The sequence below is a fragment of the Paenibacillus tundrae genome (assembly GCF_030812775.1).
Taxonomy (GTDB): Bacteria; Bacillota; Bacilli; order Paenibacillales; family Paenibacillaceae; genus Paenibacillus; species Paenibacillus tundrae_A.
Map to the genome: position 1 here is coordinate 498983 of NZ_JAUSTI010000003.1, position 14357 is coordinate 513339.

The window sequence follows — 14357 nt, forward strand, 5'->3', positions numbered from 1 at the left end:
AGAGGTTTTGGGATTTCTTAATTCCACTATACGGCTTGCAGAATTATAAATAAAATATATATATTATATTAAAGTATAAATTTAGGTTATGTTTTGAAAGGGGATCACATGAATCTACATGGACTAAGGTTGTTTCATGCTATTGTACGATATGGTGGGGTAACACGAGCTGCTGAAGAACTCAATATTAGTCAGCCGGCCGTTTCATCCCAAGTGAAAAAGTTTGAACGAGAGCTGAACATTCAACTATTTGTCTCGGAGGGTAGAAGGCTTGTTCTTACGGATGCGGGTACACAGCTTATCAGTTATGCAGAACGTTTATTTATGCTGGAACAAGAGGTAGAGCATTTTGTGGAGGATTTCCGGGCAGGTAAGAAAGGCATGATCCGGATTACAGCAACATATCTCCCGGCTAATTTTCTGCTTCCAGCATGGATTGCTCGATTCAAGCAGATGCATGAAGAGGTTGAGGTTGTTGTCAATACAACGAATACACGGATTGCATTTGATCAATTGCTTCGATATGAAGCAGAAATTGCGGTATACGGTGGAAGTGGGATCACACATGACGGGGTTCACTGGGACGAGCTGTTTGAGGATGAGATGTGGTTTGTCGTTCATCCAGAGCATCCATATGCGGGACGGAAAGTAGAATTGAAAGACATGATGGCAGAGCCATTCATCATGCGTGAAGAAGGAAGTGTAACCAGAGATCGACTCGTATCACTCTGCACAACCAATAATTTGCCTGCACCTCGGATCGCCCTTCAATTCAATGGGCTGAATGAGACAATCAGTGCAGTAAAAGCAGGATATGGAGCTAATTTTATCTCTTCACTGGTTGTGAAGGAGGATGTTCGTGAAGGCAGACTGGCACGCGTATTCGTCCAGCATATGCAATTGAAGAATACACTCGCGGTATGTACACGAGCAGGGGAAGTATTATCACCCGCTGCTCGAAAATTGGTTGATCTAATGAAGCAGGAAGCTTCAAACATGGAATCTAACTGACTGGCTTCTTAACTACCACTAGTTGTATCCCGTACATCGCTGAACTGAGTTCGAGCATACAAGGTGATGCCTCCAACGAGCAGAACAGGAATCCACACAGAGATTAGAGGCCAATGTTGGAACAGAAGTGCGGCAGCAACGATGCCGACCAAATAAATCAGAACCGCACCAGCACGTAGATATACATCGCCGGATAATGATTTAAATAGGGATTTGGCAGAGGTGTGTCTCATCCTATACATAATGCTTACGGTATCTTCCACAACGGCGGCTAGATTATTCGTTAGAACGGTTGTCGATATACCAGCAATACCGATCCGGCGAGCTGCTGTCGTTTGTATTCCCATCGCAGCTGCTAAGACGAGAATCAATAGATAAGAAAGTTGTTCTGCATAGGGACTGATCATGGCGACAGCAAAAAAGAGCAGTAAGCTGCTCTCAACAACAAATACAGTTGTAATTCGCTTCGTCCAGCCACTTTCGCTTCGTCCCCATCCAATCATGCGAGCTGCTATTGCATTTCCGATGATAAATCCAATAAGGGCGATTAACGAACGGAGTACAACAAACTCCTGAGCGCGAGCAATAGCAATACCCAGCAGAACGATGTTGCCCGTCATATTTGCGGTTAGTACATGACCTAAGGCTAAATATCCGATCAAGTCTACCATACCGGCAGCCATGCAAAGAATGAGCAATGCGTACTTTTGGAGGGTTATCTGATGATGCATGTGACTTTCATCCTTTCACGAAAAGATACCCCTCTAGTATACAGTAACATTTGCCCCGGTGAATACCGCCGTGACGGATTGGATCACGATCGTGTCCCGAGCCATTTAAACATATGGATGATCGCGGTCTGCTGAACTGTGCCTTGGAAATGATGATTCTCTCCCCCGTAGGCGTGAAACGTAACATCCGCACCGCTGCGTTTTAATTCGTTAAACATTTGTGTACCATGACTGTACTTCACCTGAGAATCCTCAGTGCCATGCATGATTAGGACGGGACAGCGAAGCTCTGGAACTTTGAAGAGCGGCGAACGGGCAGTGTACGCTTCAGGAGCGCGATGCGGAGAATTGCCGAGAACCCGTTTAAGTGTTCTTCTCAGGTCTGTACGTTCCAGATAGGTTTGAGCCACATCTGCGACACCACTCCATAACACGAGTTTGTGAACACGATGAGGCTGTTTATTGTAAGTCGCTGCTGCGTGCACAGCATTGATCGCGCCTCTCGAGAAACCCATGATAGAGATCCGTGACGGGTCGGCAAACGGCAGTCCGTGCACCAATTGATAAGCGGATACAACATCTTGCAGATCACTGCCGCCATACCCATCACGCCCTTCACCACCTTCATTACCGCGATATGCCGGAGCGAACACGATATACCCGTAATTGACAAATTGTTCGATCCAAGACGTATTAACCCCACCATAATTACCGAGTCCACCTCGGCAGTAGATTAGTACTGGCCATAATGTGTTCTGATCGATGTGGATCTGATTCGAATGGGCTCTGGAATAACGACTAGCCAGTGCAGTCAATTTCACAGGTTGGAGCGTGGAAGATAAGGTTGGCGAGGGTGGTAAGTTATCAATCTCTGTTGGGACAGAGAAGGAAGACCACGAGCAGCCATCGGGAAGACCGAGATATGCTTTTACACGATAAGAATCGGAAGAATAAGTAACATGATAGAGAATCAGAATCGCTCCCTTTCTTTGAGAGTGTCTCTTTGTTGAGTGGTGGAGTAGGTTTAGCATATGTCAAAATATAGATCTCATTCACCATCTTCGTTAGACCGTCATCGTGTAGAAATTCGTTTATTGGCTCCAGATGATTTATAATGAGTGCAAAGGCATGAGGATGAACCCATGTTATCTTCAGATTTCATAAATTTACTTTAGTGTCCACGGAGAAAGGAAGAACATAATGATGAACGCACCACACCCAATTGATCAATTCAAGAAATTCAAATATGAGATTACGCGGTTTATGATGATTTATAAATTTGCACTTGATCAGATGGAAACGAAGATCGAAGTGCTTAAGGAAGAATTTCAGTCCCTGCATGATTACAGCCCTATTGAACATACAAAATCAAGGTTGAAGTCACCTGAAAGTATTATGAATAAGATGTTCCGCAAGAATCATGAATTAACCTTCGAAAGTATTAAGAAAAACATTAAGGATATCGCTGGTGTTCGCATCACCTGCTCGTTTATTTCTGATATTTATCGTATTAAGGATATGCTCTGTAATCAAAGCGATCTACGTGTTCTAGAAGTAAAGGATTACATTCAAAATCCGAAGCCTAACGGGTACCAGAGCCTGCACTTGTTGGTCGATGTGCCTGTGTACATGTCCAATGGGGAAGAGCGAGCTTGCGTAGAAATACAGATCCGCACGATTGCGATGGATTTCTGGGCGAGCCTCGAGCATAAGATCTTCTACAAATACAACAAGGATGTTCCCGAACATCTGACAAGAGAGCTGAAAAGTGCTGCGGATTCTGCGAATGCGCTTGATCAACAGATGGAGCGATTGCACCGAGAGATCCAGGAGATCAAGGATGCTGAGAATGATCGGACAGAAGAAGAGCTACGCCGTATCATCATCAACAATCAGCAATTTACGTTACCTTCCAATCTGCTCAAGTTACTAGGAAACGGAGAGCAGTAACGTTATGCGTACAAAATCGACATCGGCTTCATTAACCACCCATTCAACATCGCGCATACGTATGGCGCTAATTCTCGGGACATTGTCGGCCTTCGGGCCGTTGTCCCTGGATATGTATCTGCCCGCACTGCCTACGCTAGCATCGGATTTCGAATCTTCAACGTCTTATGCACAGCTCAGTCTAACCGCTTGTATGGTTGGACTTGCTCTAGGACAACTGCTCGCTGGACCATTAAGTGACGTTCGAGGACGCCGGACTCCGTTGATTGCTGGATTGTTACTCTACACGATAGCCTCTATTCTGTGTTTGGTTAGCCCAACGATGGGTTCTTTTGTAGTATTACGCTTCATTCAGGGTGTTGCAGGAGCGGCAGGCATCGTAATTTCTCGTGCAGTCGTTCGGGATGTGTATGACGGACCGGAATTAACACGATTTTTCTCACTGCTAATGTTAATTAACGGTGTAGCACCAATTGCTGCGCCAATTATAGGTGGTCTGTTACTCGAATACACGTCATGGCGAGGCGTATTTATTTTATTAAGTCTTATCGGGGTACTGACATTATTAGCTGTCATTTTTGGCTTAGGAGAAACCCTGCCAGCAGATCGAAGATCTAGTGGCGGATTGAAACAGACACTGGTCACGTTCCGCCAAATTGCGAGTAATCGTTTATTTATGGGTTATGCTCTGACTCAGGGATTTGTAGGCGCAGGTATGTTTGCGTACATATCAGGTTCACCATTTGTGTTGCAGAAAATATATGGCATTTCACCTCAGATGTTTAGTCTCTGCTTTGCGATTAATGGCTTGGGAATTATATTAGCCAGTCAGATCGCAGGAAGGCTTGCTGGAAAGGTGTCCGAATCTCGTTTGCTAATCGCTGGTCTAATGGTTGCGGCATTGGGAGGAACTTCTCTATTTATTGCGATCATAGCCGGAGGTAACCTGATTTCAATACTCATTCCATTATTCCTAGTGGTCTCCAGTGTAGGCCTAGTAAATACAGCTTCATTTGCATTGGCGATGGCTAATCAATCCAAGTCTGCGGGAAGTGCATCCGCACTGATTGGTGTGATGACCTTTATGTTTGGAGGAATTGTGGCTCCACTTGTTGGACTAGGGGGTGAGGGAACGGCTGTACCTATGGGAATTGTTATTCTCTGTGCTGATCTCGGCGCAGTACTTATCTACCTCATGATGGTTAGAAATACAAGTAAACGGCAAGTGGCACACTAAGACACGTGGCAACGCCCCACTCGGAGAGATGATCTCACCGGGTGGGGCGTTTGTTTTTTAGGGCGTATCGTATAACCCCGTAAGAAGCAAATGTTCAGAAAGTTTGAGAAACGTCCTAACAGAGAGAGAACAAAATTTGTGTATTCAATAATATACCTGGAGTCTGGAATGGATAGAAGTAACCAACCACGAATCCGAACAGGTTAATGGCAGGCCACATTAGATAGACATCATTGTAAGTGAACACGAGAGACCAACGGTTGTAACAGAACCGGTTCAGCACGCGCTCTTCGTTGTTCCGAGGTGCCGATACACCTGATTGCGCAAATTGCACAGCTTGGGTCAAGCTCTGTGGCTGCTGCTGAATAAATAGTGGAAGTAGACCGGGACTGCTTTTAATTAAATTGTATAAGAAAACCATCTCTGCTGGAGGTTGACCTACTGGCCGAGGGTACGCGCTCAGTAAAGTGGGCAGATTGCCTTGTGCAAGTTGGGCAGGAACACCTGGCGCTGTACCAGGAACTCCTCCTGGAAAGTATGGTGGTTGACCACCTGTGCCCCCACCTGGGAAAAAGGGAGGTAAGCCCCCGGAACCGCCGGGGATTCCAGGAATCGGTTGGCCTGGAATTCCACCTGGGGTGCCTCCCGGGAAAATGGGCGGAAATTGAAATGAGCGATTCTCCTCATAGGCGGAATACGTGTTATATGAGTAACTCATGATCGAACATCCTTCCTGTCTGCTTAGTCTGAAATCAGCATATGAAGGCATCCGCCTATAGGTGATGAAGGATGTGAAATTTAACATAATCTGAATCCATTTCATCATATCTTTAGCTGCTTCAATCCAAACGACATATAAATCAAAACGATTCATTTTGTCTATACCTCGTTACATTTATTCCCTTTTAGTGAGTTATGAAGTTGATTAATCTTATGATTCAAAATGTTGCCAACGACTTTAACGATGTTGACTTCTATGTTGATAACGATTATCATTGTCGGTGGATCGTTACGTATGTATAATATGTGCTGATGTTTAGGAAGGTCGGATGTTCCGGGGTATTCAAGTTTTAGAGAGGTACATATTGAAAGGGGATATTTTCGTGTTTAACAAAAACAAAAAAAAGATCATGCTATTGATTACGGTGATGGTCATGTCCATCTGGTTGGCAGCTTGCGGAGCGAAGTCTGCAGAAGAACAGCCGTCAACGACAGGTGAGAATACAGCAGCGGAGTCTGAGACGCAGACAGAAGCACCGACAGAACGTACCATGACAGACGCGATGGGCCACGAAGTCCAAATTCCTGCTAATCCAGAGCGTATTATCGCTTCTTATCTAGAGGATCATTTAGTTACGCTTGGTGTTAAGCCAGTAGCTCAATGGTCTGTAACTAAAGGGGTTCAACAATATTTACAAAAGGACTTAGAGGGGATTCCACCTATTGCATCTGATCTTCCCTTTGAAGCTGTAGTCAGCTTCAGTCCCGATCTGATCATCATTGGTACTCAGGACATGGTTGAAGGTGAGAAGTATGACCAATACAACAAAATTGCGCCTACCTTTGTACTGGGTGAAGAAGTTTATAAAGACTGGCGTAAGACGTTGCTAAAAATCGGCGAAATTCTGAATAAGAATGACGAGGCACAACAAGTTCTGGACAATTACGATCTCAAGGTAAAAGAGGTTAAGGAGAAAATTAACACCGTTACAGGTGGAACCAAGTCAGCTGCGGCTATTTGGTTAGTCAACGGGAAATTCTTTATGGTGAGCGATAACGTATCCAGTGGAGAAGTGATGTACAATGAGCTTGGACTAGCTAAGCCTGAGGTTGTAAAGGAAATATCAGCTACAGCAACAGGCAACTGGTCAGCTATTTCCTTGGAGAAGCTTGCGACTATGGATGTTGATTATCTGTTCTTTGTCAACAGTGATGTGGGTACAGGGGCAGAAGCCTTGAAAGATCCGGTATGGCAGAACATACCTGCAGTGAAGAACGGTAATCTGTTCGAATTTACTCGTGAAAGTAGCTGGTTGTACAGCGGAGTTCAGGCTAACACGCAAATTATGGAAGACATTCAAAATAGCATTGTTAAATAAAAACAAAGTATACTACGGCTAGGTGTTGCTAGCCTAACCAGACTCTTTGGCATGAAGATGCCAAAGAGTTTTTGTTATTCTTATATCGCGCGTTATATAATAACGGAGCAGAATATATGAAGATATTTTAAATAAACGATAGATATAAAGGAGAGGCGATGACAGCATGTATACATTAGATCCACAGCAATTAACGGCTAAAGACAATTATAAATTTATGAGTGGCTCGGTTGTGCCGCGGCCAATCGCATTTGTTACGACATTATCGCAGGAAGAGGGAATTGTGAACGCTGCGCCGTTTAGTTTTTTCAATGTAGTCAGTTCAGATCCCCCATTGTTGTCGATTTCAATTGGACGCAAGGCTGGTGTGATGAAAGATACTGCTCGCAATATTTTGTCTGGTAAAGAACTGGTTGTACATATCTGTGATGAAGCGATTGTAAGCGATATGAATGAAACGGCAGCAATGCTGGAGCCACATGAAAGTGAACTTGACCGTACAAACCTTACGACTGTGCCAAGTACTGTGGTCGCTGTACCAGGTATACAAGAGGCGCTTATTCGAATGGAATGTACATTGTATCAGCATATCCCCATCTCTAATGATGAGGGTGAACCTGTCAGCGATCTCATATTAGTACGGATTGTGCAATATCATTTCAGCGAAAACGTGTATGATCCAACCACAAAGTACCTATTGATGGATCAACTGAAACCGGTCAGTCGACTTGCAGGCAATGATTATGCCAAGCTTGGGGAACGCTTTACCGTAATACGACCTCTGTAGTATGGGAAATGCATTTAAGAAGACATAAGGTTAAGTGATATATATACCAATTAGGCGGGCATCATGTGCAAATGTACATGATGCCCGCTTTTCGTTGTTTGCTAAACATAAAGAGATTTTGATCCGAATAGACTTGTACTATATTCTGTCATATATGCTTCGAGCTTGCGGAACAGACTTCTGTCAAAATAGGTTTCCAATTTGATATTAGAGGAGCATGGGTATGGGGTATCGCAGCCTAACTATGCTTGTGAGCCGTTATCCCCGGTTCATTATATGGTGCTGGCTTATTATTATTGGGATGTCTGTCACTTGGGCAATGAAATTACCCGGTGTCGTTGAAGATCATGGATTGAAGCTGATGCATGGGGATGCTCATCAGGTTGAGCTTATGTTGCAGGAGCAATTCAATATCCCGGTTGACCCGGTCGTGGTTGTATTTGAGAAGAAAGAAAAAACACAACTTACTGAGTTCCGAGCATGGATTGAAGTCCATTTAGAAAAGGCACGGCAAGTTCCGGGCGTCCATGCGATCATCTCTCCGCTTGAACCACGCGGGTCACTCATGCTGCGTGAAGATTTAGCTTACGCGTTGCTGGATCTGAATACTCCAACTCATCAGATAAAAGATGTCATTCAACAATTGCGCTCCGTGTTAACCGAAGATAACCCGGGAACTGTGCAATTGACCGGCAAGCCGGTCGTACAGCAGGACGTGAACCGTTTGAGCTTTCGTGACCTGGAGCATGCTGAAGTGGTTGGTGTGCCACTAGCCCTAATGATTCTGTGGTTTGCCTTCAGAGGATGGAATGTTGCTCTGATCGCAGTCATGATGGGGATTTCCAGTGTAGTAATCGCCATGGGAGCAACGGCTCTTATGGGTCATCAGGTGGAATTGTCTAACTTCATTATCAATGTCATTCCAATGGTGGGTATGGCGCTAAGCATTGATTTTGCTCTCATTATCCTAAGTAGATATAGAGAAGAGTTAAGTAAGGTTCGAGATGGGAGTTCTACAGTATCCACGCTATATGCTGAAGTCCTTCAACGAACCATGCAAACGGCGGGTAGAGCTGTGTTATTTTCTGCTGCTTGTGTATTTCTCGGCTTACTTGGTCTACTCTGGATTCGTTTACCTATGTTCATGAGTGTTTCTTTTGGAGCGATAACCGTTTTAATCGTCGCTGTACTTCTTAATATAACGTTATTACCTGCGATTCTCTCGTTATATGCTAGACATATTTTTAAACATATCAACATCTCGTCATCTCATCTCTCGAATCAAGGGAATGGTATGTGGCGTCGATGGTCAGGGATCGTCATGAAGCGACCCATTCGGATGGTTATTCTTGGAACAGCGGCCTTGTTGCTGTGTGTTTTACCCGTTTCTAAACTAGACATGGCAGTTCCAGATGCAACATCCTTACCCATTCAGACGGAGTCACGGCAAGCGAGTGAAAAGGTGCAGAGTGTATTTGGGCAGCGAGAGGTCTCTTCGGTAGATCTTGTCATTGGTGGTACGGATCAGCTATTAAGTAAAAACCACTGGAATACTGCCTTGTATAAACTTCAGGAGCTTCGACAAGATCCGGATGTTGTTGATATTGATTCACCGTGGAAGCAGATCAACCCTAGTATGGTGAATTCAGTTTCAACCTTGGCGGAGCTGGGCTATGTCTCGGATCATGCGATTCGGATGAAGGTAACCGTGAAGGGAGAACCCGGTTCAGATCAGATTGCGACCTGGATTGAACGGATGTATCGACATGATGCTGTATCTAGTGTGAAGCAGGGGGTGCCAATCCATTATGGTGGAGAAGCGATTGACCAGTACGAAATTATGAAAGAGATTATGGATAAGCTTCCTAAGGTGATTGTTTTTGTCGTGGTATCGAACTATTTAGTTATGCTTGTTGCTTTCCGATCATTAATTATTCCTATCAAAGCGATTGTAATGAATATACTTAGCCTGGTAGCTTCCTTCGGCATTCTAGTCATGATATTTAACGAAGGACATTGGGGCATGGAGCCTTCGCCCGTTGCCATCATGATTCCTGTTTTTATTGCTGGCTTAGTATTTGGTATATCCATGGATTATGGTGTATTTATGCTGACGCGTATTCAGGAAGCCTATCGACGAACAGGAGACAGCGACTTGGCTGTGCAGGAGGGACTTTTATCAACAGGACGACTGATTACGTCAGCAGCAGCCATTTTGCTTGCGGTGACCATTCCGTTTGCTTTTGGCGATGTAGCGGGAGTGAAGCAACTTGGAATTGGGATCACGGCTGCAGTTCTAATTGATGTAACGATCATTCGTCTATTGCTTGTTCCTGCATTAATGAAACTGATGGGCAGATGGAATTGGTGGCTTCCTGGTCAAACAAATAAGTTATAAATAGCTTGAATTGGCGATAAAGTAACAATAATGTTCAACTCACAAGCTAGCATTGTGATTTATAATGTAGGCAAGAATGATTAGCTGAGTGTGGGAGGGAGTATTCGGAAATGTCTACGATTGAATCTTATTTGAAAGAGCGAACAAGCCAGCAGGGACGTTCAACATATCAGCCTGGTGATTCGCTAGAGCAGTGGAGTAGTCAGCTAAGATTGAGGATAAAAGAAAGACTGGGTGGGTTTCCAGATATCGCATCTGCATTAAACGCTGTACGACTGGAGCATACCGTATGCGACGGATACATTCGTGAGCGAGTTGAGATCACAACGTATGAGGGGTTACGTATGCCTATATACATGTTATTTCCCTCCGAAAGGGATGCTTCCTCTGAAAACAGTATTCGACCAGCAGTCATTGCTTGCCATGGCCATGGGTACGGCAGCCGAGAAGTGACTGGAATGGAGCCGGACGGCACTCCGCGCGCAGGTGATCCGGGATTACACAAGGATTTTGCATTATCTCTTGTGAAGCGCGGGTATATCGTGGCCGTTCCAGAATTGCTTGGTTTTGGTGATCGTAGATTAGAGGAAGATCGGGACGCAGCGCCTGGCGTAAGCTCATGTACGAAGATTGCTGCTCACCTGTTGATGGTTGGAGAGACGCTGGCGGGACATCGGGTCTACGAGATGATGCGAGTGTTCGATTATTTATCCGAGAGAGCTGACGTTGATTCGGAGCGGATCGGAATGATGGGTATTTCGGGCGGAGGGCTTGTGACGGCTTTTACAGCTGCACTGGATCAAAGATGCCGTGCGGCGGTTGTGAGTGGGTATGCGAGTACGTTTCAGGGCAGCATATTAGATCGCAATCATTGTTTGGATAATTACATTCCAGGAATTTTGTTAGAGTCAGAATTACCAGATATCATCGGTTTGATGGTACCGAGACCCTTATTTATTGAAGCAGGCAGTGATGATCAGGTATTTCCACTATCCTCTGCGAAAGAAGCTTATGCTCGGTTAACCGAGATTTACGAGCAACAAGGAGCAGCTGAGCTGCTGGATGCAGATTTTTTTGCAGGTGGACATGAGATAAGTGGTGCCATAGCCTATGACTGGTTAGAGAGATTTTTGTAAGAGCTACTTCAAAGAGTGTGTTAGCTTGTGATGCAGATGAAATCTAATATGCCTAGGAGGAGATATTCAATGAACAGATGGTCAAGAACAGTAAGAGTTCTGTTGAGTGTTACTTTGCTTGCTGGGGTGTTAGCTACTGGGTTCGGATCAAGCGAGAGAACAGTTGCACATTCGGCAGGTAATGAATACAAATTCGACTTTGGTGCGGGTACGGTTGAGAACGGTTACATTGGCGTATCTGCCTCGGATGCGTATACATCTACAAGAGGGTATGGCTTCAATACCCCGTCACAGATGCGCAACGTGTCAGCATCAGGTACAGGGGTTGCAAAAGATGCAGTACAGTTTCTCACATACGGCACGAAGAGCACCAATACATTCAATGTGGATCTGAGCAATGGTCTCTATGAGGTAAAGGTAACCCTAGGCAATACAGCACGAGCGAGTGTTGCTGCGGAAGGTGTTTATCAACTGATAAACATGACGGGCAATGGAGCCACGGATCGATTCCAAATACCTGTGACAGACGGTCAGCTTAATTTGCTCGTAACGGAAGGCAAGGCAGGCACTGCATTTACGCTGAGTGCACTTGAAATACGGAAAATCTCAGATCAGGCGATAACGAAACGTACCATTTATATTGGTGGCGATTCAACGGTAGCTAACTATTATCCCTTGAGCAGTAGCGTCCAGGGTGGATGGGGGCAGTTATTGCCTTCCTACGTCAATAATAATACGTTCCAGGTGCGTAACATGGCTTCTGGAGGGCAAATCGCACGAGGATTTCGTGACGATGGACAGATGGAAGCGATTCTGAAGTACATCAAACCAGGGGATTACTTCATCCTGCAACTCGGGATCAATGATACCAATGCGAAGAACAATACGACGGAAGCGCAATTTAAGGAGATCATGCGGGATATGGTGGTGCAAGCCAAGAACAAGGGAGCTACGGTTATTTTATCTACTCCGCAAGGAAGAGCCACCGACTTTAATTCAGCTAACGTGCATAGTGCTGAGAATCGGTGGTATAACCAAGCTACACGAGCACTGGCTCAAGAAGAGAACGTAACACTCGTAGAGCTTAACAAACTAAGTTCAGCCTACTTCACCTCCATTGGTCCTCAAGCAACGCTGGCACTCTATATGACTGGAGACAGCTTGCACCCTAATCGCCAAGGGGCATCAGAGCTAGCACGCATTTTGGTGAATGATCTGAAAAGACAAGGAATGAATGGCTTCTAGGTTAAGTTAAAGTCTCAGATGGACACTCCCATGGAAAACGATTAATTAAATAAAAGACACGGCGCTTTATTCTACATAATGTAGTAAACAAGCGTCGTTTCTATTTCTAAGTGGCACTTCCAGTTCGAGCGATCAAATTGTGCCGTTTACTGTGACCGACACGAACACCAAACTTGGGCTTTCTGCTTATTCTTGTTAAGCTAAGGAGCAGTTACGCGTAACTTTCAAGGAATGTAAACATCTAAATAACGTAACTAACGAGGAGGCAGACAATTCATGGGAGGATCGAATGTATGGGATGCAGAGTGGGAGGTTAACGAAGAGCAGGCGCGAATACTGATCGGCAGACAATTCCCTCAGCTGTCATCGAAACAAGTGAAGCGATTGGGCTGGGGCTGGGACAATACGGTTTTTCTTATCGGTGACGAGTACGTGTTCCGGTTTCCAAGAAGAAGGATTGCAGTTGGCTCGATTCGTATGGAAGGGAAGCTGTTGCCGAAGCTGGAGACATATATGACCATCCCCTATCCGAAACCGTTGTTTTTTGGTGAAGCAAGTGACGAATACCCGGCACCGTTTCTTGGCTATGCCTACATGCCAGGGGATTTCCCTATCGGTTTGACGGAAGAACGCCGAGCTTTATCGGCAGAGACGCTGGCGAGATTTTTGCGGAGATTGCATGAGTTTCCGGTGCAGGCGGCGCTGAAGTGTGGAGTTCCGCAAGATCATCGAAACTTGACGGACATAGCATCGCGTAAAGTGAAAATGGAGGATTTTCTAACGAAGGTGGTCGAACACTTGTCGCCGGAGGAGTTCGACGTGATCGAAGCGTATATTAGCAGCCTGCAAAAGGATCGTGTCGAGGCGGTGAATGCACTGCTACATGGCGATCTTCATTTCAAAAATATGCTTGTGAATGAGAACGGGATCGTTTCCGGCATCATTGATTGGGGCGATCTGAGCGTAGGCCATCCGGCTTGCGATTTGAGCGTTGCTTATAGCTTTTTACCACCTTACGCTCGCGGCGTGTTTTTTGAAACGTACGGAGGAGCGGACGAGGAAACGAAGCTGCTGGCACGGCTGATCGCGGTATACATCCCCATACTGATCTTAATGCAAGCGATCGATGACGGGAATGAAGCGATTGCGGTAGAGGCGAAATCCAACATCATGCGGGCACTGTCGGATTAGATTAAGAAATAAAAAAGATACGTCAGGGATACTTGGATAACCATGATACGAATGGTGACCCAAATGACTTGAATAAAGTAAATACTACATAAAAAGACCTGCATCATTGGTATTATCCCCTTTAAGTAGACACTTAAAAAAACCTTCATGTTATCATGAGGGTTCAAGTGAGACTTGGAGGGGATATTTTTTTATGGCGAAAAAAGGACAAACATTTCAGACGTATACCGAAGAATTCAAATTGAATGCAGTTAGATCGTATGTCGAAGGGTCTTCGAGTTACAAGGTGGTCGCTGAACGAGAAGGAATCCGAAATTGTTCACAACTAAAGGTGTGGGTGAAAAAGTGGAAAAACGGGGAAGCGTTTGATGAGCGAAAAAATAGTTCTCTAAATCCAATGAAGGGACGTCCTCGTACAAGCTTTGACAGCGTAGAGGAAGAACGAGATTATCTTCAAGCGCAGGTCGATTATTTAAAAAAGCGGTATCCAAATCTAGTAAAGGAGAAGCGCTGAGTCAGCGGGAGAACTACGATATCCTAGATGAACTACGCTCCGTGCATGGCATTACACG

Annotated in this window: 13 protein-coding genes; 10 read left to right on the forward strand and 3 right to left on the reverse strand. The window is 45.0% G+C overall.

Going from position 1 to position 14357, the window contains the following annotated elements; genetic code table 11:
- Positions 1–108 precede the first annotated feature (108 nt).
- Positions 109–1011, forward strand: coding sequence for a LysR family transcriptional regulator (locus J2T19_RS08180; protein ID WP_307214544.1), 903 nt, complete (start codon positions 109–111; stop codon positions 1009–1011).
- Between the two features lie 8 nt (positions 1012–1019).
- On the opposite strand, the gene J2T19_RS08185 is transcribed toward J2T19_RS08180, so the two are convergent.
- On the reverse strand, positions 1020–1742 hold the full coding sequence (locus J2T19_RS08185) for a YoaK family protein (RefSeq protein ID WP_307214546.1): 723 nt from the start codon (positions 1740–1742) through the stop codon (positions 1020–1022).
- 83 nt (positions 1743–1825) lie between these two features.
- Positions 1826–2773, reverse strand: coding sequence for an alpha/beta hydrolase family protein (locus J2T19_RS08190; protein ID WP_307214548.1), 948 nt, complete (start codon positions 2771–2773; stop codon positions 1826–1828).
- A gap of 172 nt (positions 2774–2945) precedes the next feature.
- Here J2T19_RS08190 and J2T19_RS08195 point away from each other — a divergent pair, with 172 nt between their 5' ends.
- Positions 2946–3692 (forward strand): GTP pyrophosphokinase, encoded by a 747-nt coding sequence (locus tag J2T19_RS08195; protein WP_145048657.1) that lies wholly within the window; start codon positions 2946–2948, stop codon positions 3690–3692.
- A gap of 4 nt (positions 3693–3696) precedes the next feature.
- Positions 3697–4929 (forward strand): multidrug effflux MFS transporter, encoded by a 1233-nt coding sequence (locus tag J2T19_RS08200; protein WP_307214551.1) that lies wholly within the window; start codon positions 3697–3699, stop codon positions 4927–4929.
- Between the two features lie 115 nt (positions 4930–5044).
- Here J2T19_RS08200 and J2T19_RS08205 read toward each other — a convergent pair whose 3' ends face one another.
- Positions 5045–5803, reverse strand: coding sequence for a hypothetical protein (locus J2T19_RS08205; protein WP_307214553.1), 759 nt, complete (start codon positions 5801–5803; stop codon positions 5045–5047).
- Between the two features lie 229 nt (positions 5804–6032).
- Between J2T19_RS08205 and J2T19_RS08210 the strand changes: the two genes are divergently transcribed.
- The 7 genes from J2T19_RS08210 to J2T19_RS08240 all read left to right on the forward strand — a co-directional run bounded on the left by J2T19_RS08210 (position 6033) and on the right by J2T19_RS08240 (position 14299).
- On the forward strand, positions 6033–7028 hold the full coding sequence (locus tag J2T19_RS08210) for an ABC transporter substrate-binding protein (protein WP_307214555.1): 996 nt from the start codon (positions 6033–6035) through the stop codon (positions 7026–7028).
- A 166-nt stretch (positions 7029–7194) separates the two neighbouring features.
- Positions 7195–7815, forward strand: a complete 621-nt coding sequence (locus J2T19_RS08215; protein WP_307214557.1) for a flavin reductase family protein — start codon at positions 7195–7197, stop codon at positions 7813–7815.
- A 223-nt stretch (positions 7816–8038) separates the two neighbouring features.
- Positions 8039–10213 (forward strand): MMPL family transporter, encoded by a 2175-nt coding sequence (locus J2T19_RS08220; RefSeq protein ID WP_307214559.1) that lies wholly within the window; start codon positions 8039–8041, stop codon positions 10211–10213.
- Positions 10214–10323: 110 nt separating this feature from the next.
- A complete protein-coding gene (locus J2T19_RS08225) occupies positions 10324–11349 on the forward strand; it encodes a dienelactone hydrolase family protein (RefSeq protein WP_503128756.1) in 1026 nt (341 codons plus the stop codon).
- Between the two features lie 69 nt (positions 11350–11418).
- The gene (locus tag J2T19_RS08230) at positions 11419–12594 is read left to right on the forward strand and encodes a rhamnogalacturonan acetylesterase (protein ID WP_307214561.1); all 1176 of its coding nucleotides are present in this window, start codon (positions 11419–11421) and stop codon (positions 12592–12594) included.
- 276 nt (positions 12595–12870) lie between these two features.
- Entirely contained in the window at positions 12871–13785 is a 915-nt protein-coding gene (locus J2T19_RS08235) for a phosphotransferase (protein WP_307214563.1), read from the forward strand.
- A 193-nt stretch (positions 13786–13978) separates the two neighbouring features.
- Positions 13979–14299, forward strand: a complete 321-nt coding sequence (locus J2T19_RS08240) for a transposase (protein WP_307214565.1) — start codon at positions 13979–13981, stop codon at positions 14297–14299.
- Positions 14300–14357 lie beyond the last annotated feature (58 nt).